The 14,687-nt window shown below is 36.5% G+C and carries 17 protein-coding genes; 8 read left to right on the top strand and 9 right to left on the bottom strand.

Features of this window, described 5'->3' with window-relative positions; translation table 11 throughout:
• Positions 1-37: 37 nt before the first annotated feature.
• From L1I30_RS03935 to L1I30_RS03955, 5 genes are all read right to left on the bottom strand, one after another.
• Positions 38-1,441: an arginine decarboxylase gene (locus L1I30_RS03935; RefSeq protein WP_236132944.1), complete on the bottom strand. Its 1,404-nt coding sequence runs from the start codon at positions 1,439-1,441 to the stop codon at positions 38-40.
• A 365-nt stretch (positions 1,442-1,806) separates the two neighbouring features.
• Positions 1,807-2,661: a pseudouridine synthase gene (locus tag L1I30_RS03940; protein ID WP_236132945.1), complete on the bottom strand. Its 855-nt coding sequence runs from the start codon at positions 2,659-2,661 to the stop codon at positions 1,807-1,809.
• 92 nt (positions 2,662-2,753) lie between these two features.
• A complete protein-coding gene (locus L1I30_RS03945) occupies positions 2,754-3,659 on the bottom strand; it encodes a geranylgeranylglycerol-phosphate geranylgeranyltransferase (RefSeq protein ID WP_236132946.1) in 906 nt (301 codons plus the stop codon).
• Between the two features lie 16 nt (positions 3,660-3,675).
• Positions 3,676-4,614, bottom strand: a complete 939-nt coding sequence (locus tag L1I30_RS03950) for a mevalonate kinase family protein (protein WP_236132947.1) — start codon at positions 4,612-4,614, stop codon at positions 3,676-3,678.
• Positions 4,615-4,685: 71 nt separating this feature from the next.
• On the bottom strand, positions 4,686-5,774 hold the full coding sequence (locus tag L1I30_RS03955; protein WP_236132948.1) for a diphosphomevalonate decarboxylase: 1,089 nt from the start codon (positions 5,772-5,774) through the stop codon (positions 4,686-4,688).
• Positions 5,775-5,871: 97 nt separating this feature from the next.
• Between L1I30_RS03955 and L1I30_RS03960 the strand changes: the two genes are divergently transcribed.
• Positions 5,872-6,348, top strand: coding sequence for a TspO/MBR family protein (locus L1I30_RS03960; protein ID WP_236132949.1), 477 nt, complete (start codon positions 5,872-5,874; stop codon positions 6,346-6,348).
• Here the strand turns inward: L1I30_RS03960 and L1I30_RS03965 are convergent.
• Together L1I30_RS03965 and L1I30_RS03970 are read right to left on the bottom strand one after the other, a co-directional pair.
• Positions 6,341-7,567 carry a BaiN/RdsA family NAD(P)/FAD-dependent oxidoreductase gene (locus L1I30_RS03965; protein WP_236132950.1) on the bottom strand — a complete coding sequence of 409 codons (1,227 nt, stop codon included), beginning with the start codon at positions 7,565-7,567 and terminating at the stop codon, positions 6,341-6,343. The two genes, L1I30_RS03960 and L1I30_RS03965, sit on opposite strands and share 8 nt — an antisense overlap.
• Before the next feature lie 70 nt (positions 7,568-7,637).
• Positions 7,638-8,327, bottom strand: coding sequence for a glycerophosphodiester phosphodiesterase (locus L1I30_RS03970; RefSeq protein ID WP_236132951.1), 690 nt, complete (start codon positions 8,325-8,327; stop codon positions 7,638-7,640).
• 165 nt (positions 8,328-8,492) lie between these two features.
• Here L1I30_RS03970 and L1I30_RS03975 point away from each other — a divergent pair, with 165 nt between their 5' ends.
• The 4 genes from L1I30_RS03975 to L1I30_RS03990 are packed head-to-tail and all read left to right on the top strand — an operon-like array spanning position 8,493 to position 11,400.
• Positions 8,493-9,344, top strand: a complete 852-nt coding sequence (locus L1I30_RS03975) for an SDR family oxidoreductase (RefSeq protein WP_236132952.1) — start codon at positions 8,493-8,495, stop codon at positions 9,342-9,344.
• A 37-nt stretch (positions 9,345-9,381) separates the two neighbouring features.
• A complete protein-coding gene (locus tag L1I30_RS03980; protein WP_236132953.1) occupies positions 9,382-10,581 on the top strand; it encodes an NAD(P)/FAD-dependent oxidoreductase in 1,200 nt (399 codons plus the stop codon).
• A 30-nt stretch (positions 10,582-10,611) separates the two neighbouring features.
• Positions 10,612-11,130 carry a DUF421 domain-containing protein gene (locus L1I30_RS03985; RefSeq protein WP_236132954.1) on the top strand — a complete coding sequence of 173 codons (519 nt, stop codon included), beginning with the start codon at positions 10,612-10,614 and terminating at the stop codon, positions 11,128-11,130.
• A gap of 9 nt (positions 11,131-11,139) precedes the next feature.
• Positions 11,140-11,400, top strand: coding sequence for a SemiSWEET family sugar transporter (locus L1I30_RS03990; RefSeq protein WP_236132955.1), 261 nt, complete (start codon positions 11,140-11,142; stop codon positions 11,398-11,400).
• Between the two features lies 1 nt (position 11,401).
• Here the strand turns inward: L1I30_RS03990 and L1I30_RS03995 are convergent, their stop codons facing one another.
• Entirely contained in the window at positions 11,402-11,839 is a 438-nt protein-coding gene (locus L1I30_RS03995; RefSeq protein ID WP_236132956.1) for a hypothetical protein, read from the bottom strand.
• Between the two features lie 104 nt (positions 11,840-11,943).
• On the opposite strand from L1I30_RS03995, the gene gntA reads away from it, so the two are divergent.
• Genes gntA through L1I30_RS04010 form a run of 3 tightly spaced genes read left to right on the top strand, consistent with a single transcriptional unit; the run spans position 11,944 to position 13,831 of the window.
• Complete coding sequence (gntA, locus tag L1I30_RS04000) at positions 11,944-12,645, top strand: guanitoxin biosynthesis heme-dependent pre-guanitoxin N-hydroxylase GntA (protein ID WP_236132957.1); 702 nt, start codon at positions 11,944-11,946, stop codon at positions 12,643-12,645.
• Between the two features lie 3 nt (positions 12,646-12,648).
• Complete coding sequence (locus L1I30_RS04005; protein ID WP_236132958.1) at positions 12,649-13,266, top strand: FMN-binding negative transcriptional regulator; 618 nt, start codon at positions 12,649-12,651, stop codon at positions 13,264-13,266.
• Positions 13,253-13,831, top strand: coding sequence for a DUF1989 domain-containing protein (locus tag L1I30_RS04010; protein WP_236132959.1), 579 nt, complete (start codon positions 13,253-13,255; stop codon positions 13,829-13,831). Before L1I30_RS04005 ends, L1I30_RS04010 begins: the two co-directional genes overlap by 14 nt.
• Here L1I30_RS04010 and L1I30_RS04015 read toward each other — a convergent pair.
• The gene (locus tag L1I30_RS04015) at positions 13,828-14,556 is read right to left on the bottom strand and encodes a TerC family protein (RefSeq protein WP_236132960.1); all 729 of its coding nucleotides are present in this window, start codon (positions 14,554-14,556) and stop codon (positions 13,828-13,830) included. The two genes, L1I30_RS04010 and L1I30_RS04015, sit on opposite strands and share 4 nt — an antisense overlap.
• Between the last annotated feature and the right edge of the window lie 131 nt (positions 14,557-14,687).

Below are 14,687 nucleotides of genomic sequence, written 5' to 3' on the forward strand. Positions count from 1 at the left end.
GGAATGAATAGTTAAATGTATAAATTATTTTTTAATCTTATTTTTCGTTGCTATAGCCTAATATATTCAAAAGATCGGCAGACGTTTGTTGTTCACTGAACAACTCTGTTACTAAATTTCCATTTTCGTCTTTGTCTATTAAGATATGCTTTGGTTGTGGAATAAGGCAGTGTTGTAGTCCGCCAAAACCTCCAATAGTTTCCTGATAAGCTCCGGTGTTAAAAAAACCGATATATAATGGCTTGTCTTTTTTGTATTTAGGAAGGTAGATAGCGTTGGTATTTTGCTCAGAGTTATAATAATCGTCACTATCGCAGGTTAATCCGCCTAACAAAACTCTTTCATATTCATCATTCCAACGGTTAACGGCCAGCATCACAAATTTCTTACTAATTGCCCAGGTATCTGGTAAAGTAGTAATGAATGAGGAGTTGATCATATTCCACTTCTCTCTGTCGTTCTGTTGTTTTTGATAAAGGATCTCATAAATAGCTCCGCCACTTTCCCCTACCGTAAATGAACCAAATTCCGTAAAGATATGAGGAACTTCCACATCCGATTCCTCACAGGTAAGTTTTATTTGATTGATGATTTCTGAAACCATATACTGGTAATCGTAATCGAAAGCCAGGGAATTTTTAATGGGGAAACCACCTCCAATATTCAAGCTGTCTAATGATGGACATACCTTTTTAAGGTTGATATATACTTTTAAACATTTATTCAGCTCGTTCCAGTAATAAGCTGTGTCGCGTATTCCTGTATTTATGAAGAAGTGAAGCATTTTAAGCTCAACCTTTGGATTGTCTTTTATCTTTCGATTATAGAAGGGAACAATGTTTTTGTACCCAATTCCAAGACGGGAGGTATAAAACTCAAATTTAGGCTCTTCTTCAGAGGCAATTCTAATTCCTATTTTATAAGGGTCGTTGATCTTTTCTGAAAGCAGATCGATCTCTTCGTAATTATCAATTATCGGGATGCAGTTCTTATGCCCGCTATTTAGTAATTCAGCAATATTAGTAATGTATTGATCTCGTTTAAAGCCGTTGCAAATTACGTAAGCATCCTTAGAAAGTTTTCCGCTGCTTTTTAAATTTTGTACAATATTAATATCAAAAGCTGAAGAGGTTTCAATATGGATATCATTCTTTAAAGCTTCATTTAAAATATGTTTAAAATGAGAGCTTTTGGTGCAATAACAATAGTTGTAATTTCCCTTATAATCATGCTTTTCTATGGCCTCTTTGAACCAGCTTTTAGCACGATTGATGTTTTGAGAAATTTTAGGCAAATAGGTGAATTTTAAAGGGGCACCATACTTTTCCACCAATTCCATAAGGTCGATATCATGAAATTGTAACTCGTTATCTTCCAGTTTAAATTCTTCTTGTGGAAAATAATATGTCTGGTCTATTAGATCGCTGTATTTAGTATTCAATGCTTAGGTTTAGATTATTAAAGTGAGAAATTAGGCATTAATTTATACTGCCAAAAAAATTGACTGGTAAATGTTTGTTAAGATAAGTGTAAACCAAGAAGGTAGGTGTGTCCAGTTGATAAATAAAACTGGTATTCTTGTTTTGTTGATCCGGAATGGCACCAACCGCATAAAAAATAAGCTTACTCAACCGGATGCAATTTTTTATAAAAATGAATCTAAGTGTTTGTTATTCAGATTTTAAAAAAAGTATGACTTAGGAAATAAACAATCAAAATAGTGAGGTTATTTATTTCCTAGTTATAACATAATCAAGGCAAAAGTATTAAAAAAATCCATGCAAGAGGATTTAAATTTAATAGCAATTACAGCATCTTGATGTTTATGATTTCCTGTTTGGTAAGTGGGCGCCAGTTTCCTCGTGGAAGATCTTTTTTGGTGAGCCCGCCAAAAACAACCCTGTCTAGTTTTTCTACTTCAAAGCCCATGCTTTTAAATAGCCTTTGTACAACGTGAGGCTTCACACTGTTAATTTCTAAGCCTATTTCGTTCTTTGGTCTGTTGTCTATAAAACTTACATCCTGCACCTTCACTTTACCATCTTCAAGGGTGATTCCGTCATTTATTTTTTTAAGATCATCAAAACTTAGAGGCTTGTTAAGCTCCACATGAAATATCTGGCGAATTCCATTTTTAGGTTTCCCCAGTTGTTTTTCTAAAGCTCCATCGTTAGTAAATAATAGGAGGCCAGTGGCTTGTCTGTCCAGTTTTCCAACCGGAACTATTTTTGACTTTGTGGCATTTGCCACAAGATCCATTACCGTTTTGTTTCCTTTATCTAAACTCCCTGTTGTGAAAAAACCTCGAGGTTTGTTAAGTAAGATATATTCGGGTTTCTCAGGAGTAATTCTTCGGCCGTCAAACTTAACTTCATCAGAAAGCTTTACACGATACCCCATCTCGGTAATAGGGGTGCCATTTACAGTAACATTCCCTGCCTGAATAAAAATATCGGCGTCTCTTCTGGAACATGCTCCGGAATTGGCAATATATTTATTTAAACGAATCCCTTCAGCTTTAACCGCTGGCTTGCTTTCCTCTTTTGGAGCAGCCGGTTTGCTTTTAATGGGTGCATTTCCCCTTGCGTAGGATTTCTTAATTTTTCCGCCACCTTGTCTTCCACTAAATTTTCCGCCTGAAGATTTTTGGTTCTTGCTCATATCGCTTATTTTTTGCAAAGATAGTGGATAAATGTAACTCTGTGGTTGAAAGCTTAAAAGATTTAAAAGTGTAGTAAAATGGGGATATGCAATTAAAAAACACGGTTAAGCACTTCTGCCGGATCGATAAGTAAAATGCTGAAAACGCCGGCAACAATAATAAATTTCAGAATATTATGGAGTAGTAAATATTGCCATTTTGCTGTGCTGAAATATAGAAATAATAAGAAAAATATCAATAAGACTAAAGAAGCGTAAAAATAATAGTCCATTAATCCCGTGTTGAATTTTGTGGTTAGAAGAAGAATAGGAATTACAGCCAATATTGTTAATACCGATAGAAAGAATTTACTCCATTTCTCTCCGTATACCACAGGTATGGTATGGTAGTTTTGTATAAGATCTCCTTTTAGGTTTTCCAAATCCTTTACTAATTCACGCATTACTATCATTAAATACAGGAAGGTGGCATGTAAAAAAATAACTGTTTCTAAATTCTTATAATATACAAAGACCACAAAAAAGGGTGTAATTGCTAAGATGCTGGCAACAAGATTTCCTAGGAATAAGATCTTTTTTAGTCGATGGGAATACAGCCAGATCATGAAAATGTAGATGGAGAAAAATACTACTGCTCGAAATGATACATAACTCGCAAAGAAGATAGCTGCGAAATTCAGAATAAAATATACTGAGAGTTTGGTGCGCTGACTCACAAACCTGTCAAGCATTGTTTTTTTTGGTCTGTTAATAAGATCTTTTTCGCTGTCGTAAAAGTTGTTAATAATATACCCAGAAGCAATTACTGTAGCAGAGGAGAGAATCAAAAAAAACAGGTTCGCATCGAAAATCACCTTCCTTAATGGTAATTGCGGAGCTAATATAAATGCCGAAGTTAAATACTGGGCAATCACAAGAATGAGAATGTTATAGCCTCGCACTACCGAAAACAAACTCAACATCTTTAATAATAATCGTTTGTTTTTAGCAGCCGCCATGAAATATTAAGTAATTCTAGAAGTTGTAAACGATCTCTAAATTGTAGTCTTTTAAAGATTTTCTGGCCTTGTCAATATCTTCAGTAAATCCTAAGATGTAACCACCTCCACCAGAGCCACAAAGTTTTAAATAATAGTCGTTAGTATCAATTCCGTGTTTCCAAAGTTTATGGAACTGCGCGGGAATCATTGGTTTAAAATTGTCCAGTACTACGTGAGATAATTTTTTGATGTTACCGAAGAGCGATTTCACATCTCCCTGCAAAAAGTCGTCTACACAGGCATCGGTATGTTTTACGAACTGTGTTTTCAGCATTTTTCTGAAAGGCTCTTGTTTCATGTTCTCCATAAAGATCTGCACCATAGGAGCGGTTTCTCCAATAGAGCCACTGTCTAATAGGAATACTGCGCCTTTTCCATTCTCTGTTTGAGACGGAATACCGGCAGGTTCAATATTATCTTTTGAATTGATAAGAATAGGAATGCTTAAGTAACTGTTCAAAGGGTCCAGGCCTGAGGATTTTCCGTGAAAGAAAGATTCCATTTCACCGAAGATCTTTTTCAATTTCAATAGCTTTTCTCTGGTTAGATTCTCCAGAACTGTAATTTTTCCGGTTGCATATTCGTCATAAATAGCAGCTACTAATGCACCACTGCTTCCAACACCATAACCCTGAGGAATGGTAGAATCAAAATACATCCCTTTTTCAACGTCTTCTTTTAAAGCTTCAATATCGAATTGCACTAATTCTGGTTGAGAAGCTTGGAGTTCTTCCAGATAAAGGGCAAATTTCTTTAAACTCAGATTGGATTTTATTGCTTCTTCCGATGGATTTTCATCCACTTTTAAAGCGCCATTATAAAAGTTATAAGGAATAGATAAACCTTTAGAGTCCTTTATAATACCGTATTCCCCGAATAATAAGATCTTAGAATAAAATAATGGTCCTTTCATAAGCTTTATATTAATCTGAATTCAAATTGAATTTTAACACTAGATTAAGTGGCAAATATAATCAATTAAATCTACAACTTTTTAGCTCCTTTCCCAATCTCATCACAAAGATATTGTTCGTGCTCGCAAAATCTAATCAATTCATTTTTAATGAATTCTAAAACTTCTTCTTTATATTGATTAGGATATAGCACATGTACATTTGCTCCCGCATCTAGGGTAAAACATACCGGTACTTTTGAAGCTTCTCTATATTCCCAGATCTTATTAATAATCTCCAGGGTGTTGGGCTTCATTAAAATAAAATAAGGATTGCTGCTCATCATCATACTATGCAAGGTGAGCGCTTCGCTTTCAACAATGCTTATAAAATTCTCCAAATCACCGTTCTCAAAAACCTGTTGAAGTTTGTCTAGGTTGGTATGTGCCTGTTCAAATCTGGCATCAGCAAAGGGATGGCCATACATCAGGTTATGCCCCACACTACTACTTACCTGTTTCTGACCTTTGTCAACCAATAAAATGGTGTCCTGATAGTTGTTGAAAACCTCATGCATAACAAAAGGATATTTTATTCCGAAGAGATCACTGCTGCCCTCAATATTTTTATGAGTCCCCCACGCAATTAACGGACCCTCTATACTTCTACAGGCGCTTCCTGAACCTAAGCGGGCTAAGAATGAGGCTTTTTTATTAAAGTACTTCTCAGAAATATCCGGGTTGAGTTCTTTTTCTAAGCTCATCACGCAAAGTGCCAAAGCGCTCATGCCACTGGCAGAAGAAGCGATGCCGCTACTGTGCGGAAAAGAGTTTTCAGATTTAATAACCAACTTGTAGTTCTTTAAATACGGACAGAACTCTTCAATTCTTTTAAAAAAAGTCTCAATTTTGGGCTTAAAATCTTCTTTCTTCTTACCTTCAAAATAAAATTCAAAATCGAATGTATTAGAAAGTTTTCTATCTGTTTTTTTCTGAAACTCTAAGCTGGTAGTGGTTTTACAAGAATTTAAGGTGAAACTCAACGAGGGGTTGGCAGGAATTTGATGGTCCTTTTTACCCCAATACTTTACCAGTGCAATATTGCTTGGAGATTGCCAAGTGGCGCTCCCGGTTTCAGGCATTTGCTGAGCTGCTTTGAACTGAAAATCTTTTTCGGTCATGCTTAAAAAAATTTAAGCAAATATACTTTTTTAGTTCACAGAGGCTCTGCCAAGTTTTCAAATAAATTCTTTATTTTAGACATGTAATTCTGATACTATGGCGCAAAAACGATATATCCGAATTTTTCTGGCGATGGCATTTTGTTTGTTTATCGGCTTTTTGGGGGCGCTCGCAACTCAAACCAGTATTGCCGACTGGTACCCGCAATTGAACAAACCGTGGTTCAATCCCCCGAATTCGTTGTTTGGACCCGTATGGACCATTCTTTATATCATGATGGGAATAGCGGCCGGGATAGTTTGGAGCAAAGGCTTTTATCATAAATGGGTAAAAACCGCTTTATATCATTTTGCATTTCAACTACTGCTGAATGCTTTTTGGTCCCTTTTATTCTTCGGCTTAAAAGAACCTTTTTGGGCTTTGCTGGATATTATTGCCTTATTCGTTGTGTTGCTGCTAACTATAAAGTGGTTCAAAGTAGTGAGTAATATCGCAGCCTACCTTCTTATTCCTTACGCAGTTTGGGTGCTATATGCTGCAGTATTGAACTTTGAGATATGGAGGCTTAATTAGTGTTTTGGGAGCTCATTGCTTTTGCCGCAAGATAACCACCTGTCCACGCGTTTTGAAAATTAAACCCTCCCGTAATGGCATCGATATTTAAAACTTCTCCGGCAAAAAACAGGTTTTTTTGAAGTTTGCTTTCAAAGGTTTTAAAATTTACTTCGGTAAGATCAATTCCTCCCGCCGTTACAAATTCCTCTTTAAATGTGCTCTTTCCGTCCACATTGAAAATGCAATTGGTAAGTTGTGCGCTAAGTTGCTTCAGATGCTGTTTATTTAAATCAGCCCAAATACTGGTTTCTGAAATAGTAGCGGCTTTAAGTAAGCTTTGCCACAATCTTTTAGGAAGGTCGAATTGGGTATATTTTGAAGCCTGTTGCTTAGCATATTTAATTTTAAGCTTTTTCAAATCTTCAAGAATTTCTTCTGAAGTTTTTTCCGGAAGCCAATTCACAGAAATTTGGAACTTATAGCCAAGCTCAAATAACTCTCTTGCTCCCCACGCCGATAATTTTAAGATGGCAGGTCCGCTCAATCCCCAATGTGTAATTAATAAAGGTCCGTCGCTTTCCAAATTCCCGTTTTTGGAGATCACCTTTACGGAAGCGTAGGTAGCTATTCCCGGTAATCCCTTTATTCTTTCATCTTTAATGTTGAATGTGAAAAGGGAGGGTACTGCAGAGATTATGGAATGCCCCAGTTTTTCCAGTAGTTTCCATATTTTAGGATTACTTCCAGTAGCTATAAGAATTTTTTCAGCGTAGAAATCACCGTGATTAGTCTTTAATTTCCAAATCTCATCTTCATTGGTAATATCCTGTACTGAGTGGTTTTTGAGAATTTGTATTTTCAAACGTTGCGCTTCCGAAAGAAAACAATTAATAATACTTTCCGAAGAATCTGAATCTGGGAACATACGGCCGTCGTCTTCTGTTTTTAGTGTAACACCTCTGTCTTCAAACCAGGCCACAGTATCTCCTGTCATAAAAGAATGGAAAGGTCCTCTTAGTTCCTTCTCACCGCGGGGATAATTTTTTATAAGCTCATTTGGAATAAACTCGGCATGAGTTACATTGCATCGCCCTCCACCCGAGATTCGAACTTTAGTGAGTACTTCCTTTCCTCTTTCCAAAATTAGGATCTTCGCCTGCGGATTCATTTCAGCGGCATTTATTGCTGTGAAAAAACCTGCGGCACCTCCACCAACTATAATTATATCGTACTTCATTAAAAGAAAAATTGTAGCTTCAAAGTTATGGGTTTTGCATACAAAAACTCGGAAGATGTCAGGTTACATTTTAAATTAGTCTGTCAGGAAAATCAGAAATAATCCCATCTACTCCAAAAGATTTCATTCTTTCAATAGCTTCTGGTTCATTTACAGTCCACACGTTTACGATAAAGCCCGCCTCATGAGAGGCAATCACATTTTTTCTGGTGATAATCCCTATAGATGGATGGATGGCTGTTGCCTTTAATTGTTTTCCTAATTCAATAGCCTGAGTTACACTTGCCTTGCTAAGTACTCCAATAGGAATATGTTCATCTAATTTCCGAATCTGAAAGAGTTCGTTTATCTGAAAACTTGAAACTATAAAATCTGAATACTGCCATCCTTTGGTTTCAATATAAGCTTGAATAATTTGGCAAGTTGGTTCTGCAGTATTAGATCCCTTTAATTCGATATTTATCTTGCATTTTCCCGTAATAAGATTGAGGACATCTGTTAAAAGAGGTATTTTATACTTATCTTTTACTTGAAGGCTTTGAAGTTTTTTCCACGATTTTCGGGCGACCTCGCCACTACCATTGGTAGTTCTGTCTAATGTGAAATCATGAATAACCACCACCTCTCCTGTTTTGCATTTATGAACGTCCAATTCTATAGCATCTACCCCAAGTTCAATAGCTTTAGAAATGCTTTCTAAAGTATTTTCAGCCAAATGACCTTTGGCGCCGCGATGTCCAATTTTTTGATATGTGCTCATATTGCAAATGTATTTAAAAAATGCATGGAGATTATTGTGTTGCAAATGGCCTGTTAAAAGTTTCTATAATTTGTTTTAAAGTATATTATATGAAGTTGGAGCTTGGATACATTTATAAAATATTATGAATTGTTTCAGATCATTATCAACTATAAAAGAGTAATTATGAAGAAGCCAGATAAATTTCCTGAACAGCATCAATCTAAGCAGCCTGGAGATGAGTATAAAATGGAGCCGGCCCCCGAAATTATAAGAGATACATATAAGGGAAGTGGTAAATTGAGTGATAAAATAGCGCTCATTACCGGCGGTGATAGCGGTATAGGGCGGAGTGTGGCTGTGCACTTTGCAAAAGAAGGTGCAAATGTGGCCATCGTTTATCTTAATGAGGATGAAGATGCCATAGAGACTAAGAAAATGGTGGAACGTGAAGGCAGAAAATGTCTTATTTTAGAAGGAGACCTTAAAGAAGAAGATTTTTGTAGATCGATTATTGACTCATGTATTGCAGAATTTGGCAAATTGAACATTCTGGTTAATAATGCTGCGGTGCAATTTCCGAAGGATAAATTGGAAGATATAGAGATGGGCCAAGTAAAAGAAACATTTGAGACAAATATTTACCCTTACTTTATGATCTCAAAAGAGGCTTTGAAACATCTGGGGGAAGGTGATGCTATAATTAATACCACTTCTGTTACTGCCTATCGCGGGAGTGAGCATTTACTAGACTACTCTAGCACCAAAGGTGCTATTACTACTTTTACTCGTTCTTTATCAAAAATGTTGGCTAAGAGAAAAATTAGGGTGAATGGGGTGGCTCCCGGGCCTATCTGGACTCCGCTGATTCCTGCAACTTTTGATGAGGTAAAAAACTTCGGGAATGATACCCCAATGGGACGAGCGGGCCAGCCAAGCGAAGTGGCACCTGCCTACGTTTTCCTGGCATGTGAGGATAGTAGCTATATCACCGGACAGGTAATTCATGTTAACGGAGGCGAGATTATTGGTGGATAATATTTAAATTGAACCTAACTTATATAAGAGCTTTATAATGGATATACGTTCTAATGAACCATTCTGGTTAATTAAAAATTCACTTGCCAGTAGCTACCCTTCATTAAATGAAGATGTGCAAACCGAAATTCTAATAGTTGGAGGAGGAATAACCGGAGCGTTGATGGCTTTCAAATTTTTGAAAGAAGGAAAGAAGGTAGTTCTTCTGGATAGGAGAGATGTGTGCAGTGGGAGCAGTGCTGCAAGTACAGCAATGTTGCAATATGAAATTGATGTTTCCTTGAGTGAATTGATCGAGCAACGCGGATTAACCTGTGCTGTTTCCAGTTATAAAAGTTGTGAAAAGGCCATTTTTGAACTTAAGGAGATCATAGATGAAATAAAATCAGATTGTCCTTTTCAATTTAAAAAAAGCGTGTATTTCAGCTCTACAAAAAAGGATTTAGACTTTTTGAAAACGGAATTTGAAACGAGAAAGCAACATGGTTTTAAAGTGAGATGGCTGGAGAAAGAAGATCTGGAAAAATTCGGGTTAAAGGCCTATGCTGCTATAGAATCTGAATCGGGCGCAATTACTGATACCTATAAGCTTGCAAACGACCTGTTGAAATATTGCAGTGAAAAGGGAGTACGAATATTCGACCGTACCGAAGTTGTGAAGCAGGAATCAGTAGATGGCGGAATGAGAGCCTTAACTTCTTCTAATTATAAAATTGATGCATCACATATTATCAACTGTACCGGCTATGAGAGTACAGAACAGTTGCAGGAATCTGTGGTGGATCTAAAAAGTACCTATGCATTGGCTTCAGAAGCTTTTGAAAAAATCCCTGAGGCTTTTAAAGATCGTATTTATTGGAATACCTCCTCTCCGTATTTATACTTCAGAAGTACTGATGACGGTAGGATTATTATGGGTGGTGGAGATGAAAACTTTAAAAATGCAACCAAAAGAGATGCCTTGCTTTCAAAAAAAGAGCAGTCTTTACAGAAGGAATTTGAAAAATGCTTTCCAGAAATAGATTTTAAATTAGATTATTCATGGGCGGGGACCTTCGGCGAGACAAAAGACGGTTTGCCTTATTTCGGAAAACCCGATAGTGAGGTTAATGAACATTATATTCTGGGTTTTGGAGGAAATGGAATCACTTTTAGTGTAATGGGAATGGAAGCTATTAAGCATTCGGTAGAAAATACTCCCCACCCCTCTTTAGAGTATTACAAATTTAAACGATAACTTGATTAATTAAATTTTGAAACAACACTTATGGAAACTTGGTTTGAGGCATCTGGAACTTCTTTAATAGCAATTTGTATTTCGGCAGTTGGAATTTATGCTGCGGTTATAATTTTCACTAGGATCGCCGGAAAGCGAAGCTTTTCTAAAATGTCCAGCTTTGATTTTGCTATGACAGTTGCTATTGGATCGATTATAGCGAGTACCGTCCTTTCAAAATCTGTAAGTTTACTACAAGGGGTAGTTGGTCTTGCGATTGTATATGTTCTTCAAATATCAGCTGCATTGCTCAGGCGTTTTGAGGTTTTTCAAAAAGCAATTGATAATACACCGCTTTTACTGATGGATGGTGAAAAAATATTGGAACATAATCTTAGAAAGGCAAGAGTAACGGAATCTGATCTACGCTCCAAATTGCGCGAAGCGAATGTTATTCAATTATCGCAAGTGAAAGCAGTGATTTTTGAGACCACAGGAGATATTTCAGTCTTGCATTGTGATGATGGGACTTCATTGGAGGAGTGGTTGTTAAAAGGAGTAAAACGTTAAGCCGAGATCATGGAATGGACAGACATTTTAGGCTTGGTCGCAGGAATTTGCACAACCGTTGCAGTAGTACCTCAAATAAAAAAGGCCTGGCAAACTAAAAAAGTGGAGGATGTTTCCCCCGTGATGTTCAGTATTTTAATAATAGGAGTTTTTTTATGGACGGTGTATGGTATTACTAAAAAAGATATGCCCATAATTGTTACTAATGGTGTTTCTTTAGCGCTAAATGGCGTGATGTTATATCTTATGTTGCGATATCGTCAAAAATGACCTACCAAGAGAGAAACACCAAGGCGGCAGTCACACCAAAAATGATATGCGCAATAATGAGTTGTAGGTAATATTCACTCCAGTCTATCTTTGGTGGGTTATTGCTTAACGAGAAAAATATTTTCCACCCAAACACTCCAATAATGCCCGCTACTAAACCTAATAGAGCCCCTGAAAGAACAGAGAAAGGTGGGAAATTGAATTTCCATAGAACATCAAATATAATCACAAAGATCCATCCTATTACGTAATGCAAAACCCACCCTACACTGCTTTTTTTTGACAGCTTAAAGTTGAGAAGATCAGATCTCGATATCAAAATATTAAGCAATTCTGGCTCTCTGAACTGCTTGTTTTTTATTCTGGAAACAAGATAACTAAAGGCCGTCATTAATGAAGTGGCAGCAAAGCCTGAGCAAATTATTTTGGTTACTTCCATCGCATGTTAATCTTTTTTAAAGTTAAATTAATTTCTTCTTAAACGCCCTTGAAATTTACGGTTGTGGCTATAAATTTACACGATACCACCAAAAAACCAAGGTCATGATATCGGAAATTGAAAAAAAAGGAAAAGCAGAACGCTTAGGTTTAGATGATGATAAGAAAATTAAAGCTGAATTTGAAGATTTCATCATTAATAAAAATCATCCATGTGTAATGGCCCAAACGGTCTTTAGCATGGATAAAGTAGATTTTCATGTATATGATAACTTCGGATCTAAAAATACTGCCACCAAGATCCTTAAAGATCTAAAACAATACATTGCTAAGTATGATTTTGAATCGAAGCAATTCTTCACTTTTATGGCTGTTTTCAAGGGAAGAAAGTCCTTTACAGAAAAGCAATTCGAAGATATTCTATGGAAACAGTTAGACTTTTTACACGAAGTAGATACTGATGCATGGGATCCCGCAGTAAGTAATGATCCAGAAAATAAGGATTTTAGTTTTAGTCTAGGTGGGAAAGCTTTTTATATGGTTGGACTGCATCCCAACAGTTCCAGAATGGCTAGACAGACTCCTTATCCGGCAATTGCATTTAATTTGCACTGGCAATTTGAAAAGTTAAGAGAAATGGGTACGTACGAAGTAGTACGTGATAAGATTCGGGAAAGAGACACAGAACTTCAAGGGGATATAAACCCTGTGCTGCAAGATTTTGGAGCAAATAGTGAAGCCAGACAATACAGTGGAAGAAAAGTTGGAGATGAATGGAAATGTCCGTTTCTTTCTGGGAAAATGTAATGCATGTACCAGCCCAAAAAATATAAGAAGCAAGACCCTCAGTATTTATTCGAATTTATAAAACAACATCCTTTTGCAAGTTTCATTCTGAAAGGTGAAAGGTTGTTGGCTACCCACATCCCGGTGCTGGCTGAAGGAAATGCTCACAGCTTTCGATTGTACTCTCATATTGCCAATCATAATGAACAGTTTAGCTATCTTAAAGATGGAGTGGAGGCTTTAATGATCTTTCAAGGAGCAAACGCTTATATTTCATCATCTTGGTATAAAGAGAAGGATATAAGCACGTGGGACTATTCAGCAGTGCATGTAAATGTGAAATTGAAATTACAAAGCCGTGTAGAGTTAGAAAACTCTTTAGAAAACCTGGTGAATAATTTTGAGAAATCTCAAGAATCTCCTTTGTATTATAAAGATATTCCTAAGCAGATGCTGGAAGATCATCTTCCTTTAATTACCGGTTTTTGGGCAGAGCCTGTTAAAGTTGAAGGGGTGGCAAAACTGCATCAGACTTACGAAAAAGATGATGTTGAAGCTGTGATAGGACATTTAAAAAAAGGAGACGCGCTAAGTCAGAAATTAAGTATGGATATTAGAGAAGAAAATAATGGAAGTTATTAAAAAACAAACAGGAGCGGCCTTTAAGTTAAAAAAGGGTCAAAAATTAAAAGTAATAGATCCTCAAGGAGAGCAAGTGAGTGATATGGTATTGTTTAATGCTGAAGATACACGTGAAAAAATCTCTTCCGGAAAAACATTGGATTTTGAGGAAAGCATCCTGATTACAAAAGGTAATTTTCTATGGAGTAACCGCAGTCATAAAATGATGGAGATCTTAGAAGATACCAATGGGAGGAATGATTTTTTGTTAGCACCTTGTAGTCCGGAGACCTTCCAAATAATGTATAATAATCCAGACTACCACCCAAGTTGCTTTGAAAATCTATACACCAACCTGGAAAAATTTGATATCCAGCCTGATGATGTGCCTACTGCTTTCAACATTTTTATGAATGTACAGTTTGCGCCGGATGGTAAGTTAAGTGTTGATCCGCCACTAAGTAAAGCCGGAGATTACGTGCTGTTTCAGGCTCAAATGGACCTTATTGTTGCCTTAACTGCCTGTTCTGCCGAAGATAGTAACAACGGAAGTTTTAAGCCAATACATTATGCGATAATAGACTAATCTTCAGTTTTTCCTATTTGGCGTTGCTTTCTTCGAAATCTTAAATTCAGCATTTCTATACTTAAAGAGAAGAAGAGTGCAAAGTATATATAGCCTTTGGGAACATGGTAGTGTAATCCTTCTACTACAAGCATAAATCCTATTAAGATTAAAAATGAAAGTGCCAGTATTTGAACTGTAGGATGTTTGTTTACGAAGTCTCCCACAGATTTAGCGAAGATCATCATAATAATAATTGAAACTATCACAGCAATCACCATCAGCACCAGTTCATCTGTCAAACCTACCGCTGTTAGGATAGAATCAAAAGAAAAGATAATGTCAAGCAAAACTATTTGTACTAGGGCATAACCAAAGGAAGAGACCTTCCCTAAATTTTTTTCGTGCTCTCTTCCTTCCACTTTTTCATGTATTTCTAAAGTGGTTTTCGTGAGTAAGAAGATACCTCCGGCAGCTAGTATTATATCTCTCCAGCTTAATTCAAATTCAGCAATAGTTAGAACTGGTTGGGTAAGACCTATCAGCCAGGTGATACTTAATAACAACAGTATACGCATGATCAAAGCCAGCGACAGGCCTGTTATCCATGCTTTTTTTTGTTGTTTTTGAGGCAGTTTTCCTGTTACTATGGAAATAAAGATGATGTTATCTATACCCAACACAATTTCCATAAAAGTTAGGGTAAGAAGCGCGATCCAGGCATCTGGCTGTAATAATATTTCCATAGAGACTGATAGAGACTGAAAGAGTTGATAAATAAGGACGAAAATTACTAAATCTTCCGAACTTTAAATAATCAATATTCCCAAAGTAAATATAAATATGATAGGTGAGAAATATCAAGACATATATAAAT

Source organism: Gillisia lutea (assembly GCF_021568705.1).
Classification (GTDB): domain Bacteria; phylum Bacteroidota; class Bacteroidia; order Flavobacteriales; family Flavobacteriaceae; genus Gillisia; species Gillisia lutea.

Excerpts from the sequence above, each read along its gene's own strand:
- L1I30_RS03985 (WP_236132954.1), top strand. The coding sequence starts at position 10,612 with ATGGAAACTTGGTTTGAGGCATCTGGAACTTCTTTAATAGCAATTTGT.
- L1I30_RS03975 (WP_236132952.1), top strand. The coding sequence starts at position 8,493 with ATGAAGAAGCCAGATAAATTTCCTGAACAGCATCAATCTAAGCAGCCT.
- L1I30_RS03995 (WP_236132956.1), bottom strand. The coding sequence starts at position 11,839 with ATGGAAGTAACCAAAATAATTTGCTCAGGCTTTGCTGCCACTTCATTA.
- L1I30_RS03990 (WP_236132955.1), top strand. The coding sequence starts at position 11,140 with ATGGAATGGACAGACATTTTAGGCTTGGTCGCAGGAATTTGCACAACC.
- gntA (WP_236132957.1), top strand. The coding sequence starts at position 11,944 with ATGATATCGGAAATTGAAAAAAAAGGAAAAGCAGAACGCTTAGGTTTA.
- L1I30_RS03955 (WP_236132948.1), bottom strand. The coding sequence starts at position 5,774 with ATGACCGAAAAAGATTTTCAGTTCAAAGCAGCTCAGCAAATGCCTGAA.
- L1I30_RS03945 (WP_236132946.1), bottom strand. The coding sequence starts at position 3,659 with ATGGCGGCTGCTAAAAACAAACGATTATTATTAAAGATGTTGAGTTTG.
- L1I30_RS04010 (WP_236132959.1), top strand. The coding sequence starts at position 13,253 with ATGGAAGTTATTAAAAAACAAACAGGAGCGGCCTTTAAGTTAAAAAAG.
- L1I30_RS03960 (WP_236132949.1), top strand. The coding sequence starts at position 5,872 with ATGGCGCAAAAACGATATATCCGAATTTTTCTGGCGATGGCATTTTGT.
- L1I30_RS03980 (WP_236132953.1), top strand. The coding sequence starts at position 9,382 with ATGGATATACGTTCTAATGAACCATTCTGGTTAATTAAAAATTCACTT.
- L1I30_RS03970 (WP_236132951.1), bottom strand. The coding sequence starts at position 8,327 with ATGAGCACATATCAAAAAATTGGACATCGCGGCGCCAAAGGTCATTTG.
- L1I30_RS04005 (WP_236132958.1), top strand. The coding sequence starts at position 12,649 with ATGTACCAGCCCAAAAAATATAAGAAGCAAGACCCTCAGTATTTATTC.
- L1I30_RS03965 (WP_236132950.1), bottom strand. The coding sequence starts at position 7,567 with ATGAAGTACGATATAATTATAGTTGGTGGAGGTGCCGCAGGTTTTTTC.
- L1I30_RS03940 (WP_236132945.1), bottom strand. The coding sequence starts at position 2,661 with ATGAGCAAGAACCAAAAATCTTCAGGCGGAAAATTTAGTGGAAGACAA.
- L1I30_RS03950 (WP_236132947.1), bottom strand. The coding sequence starts at position 4,614 with ATGAAAGGACCATTATTTTATTCTAAGATCTTATTATTCGGGGAATAC.
- L1I30_RS04015 (WP_236132960.1), bottom strand. The coding sequence starts at position 14,556 with ATGGAAATATTATTACAGCCAGATGCCTGGATCGCGCTTCTTACCCTA.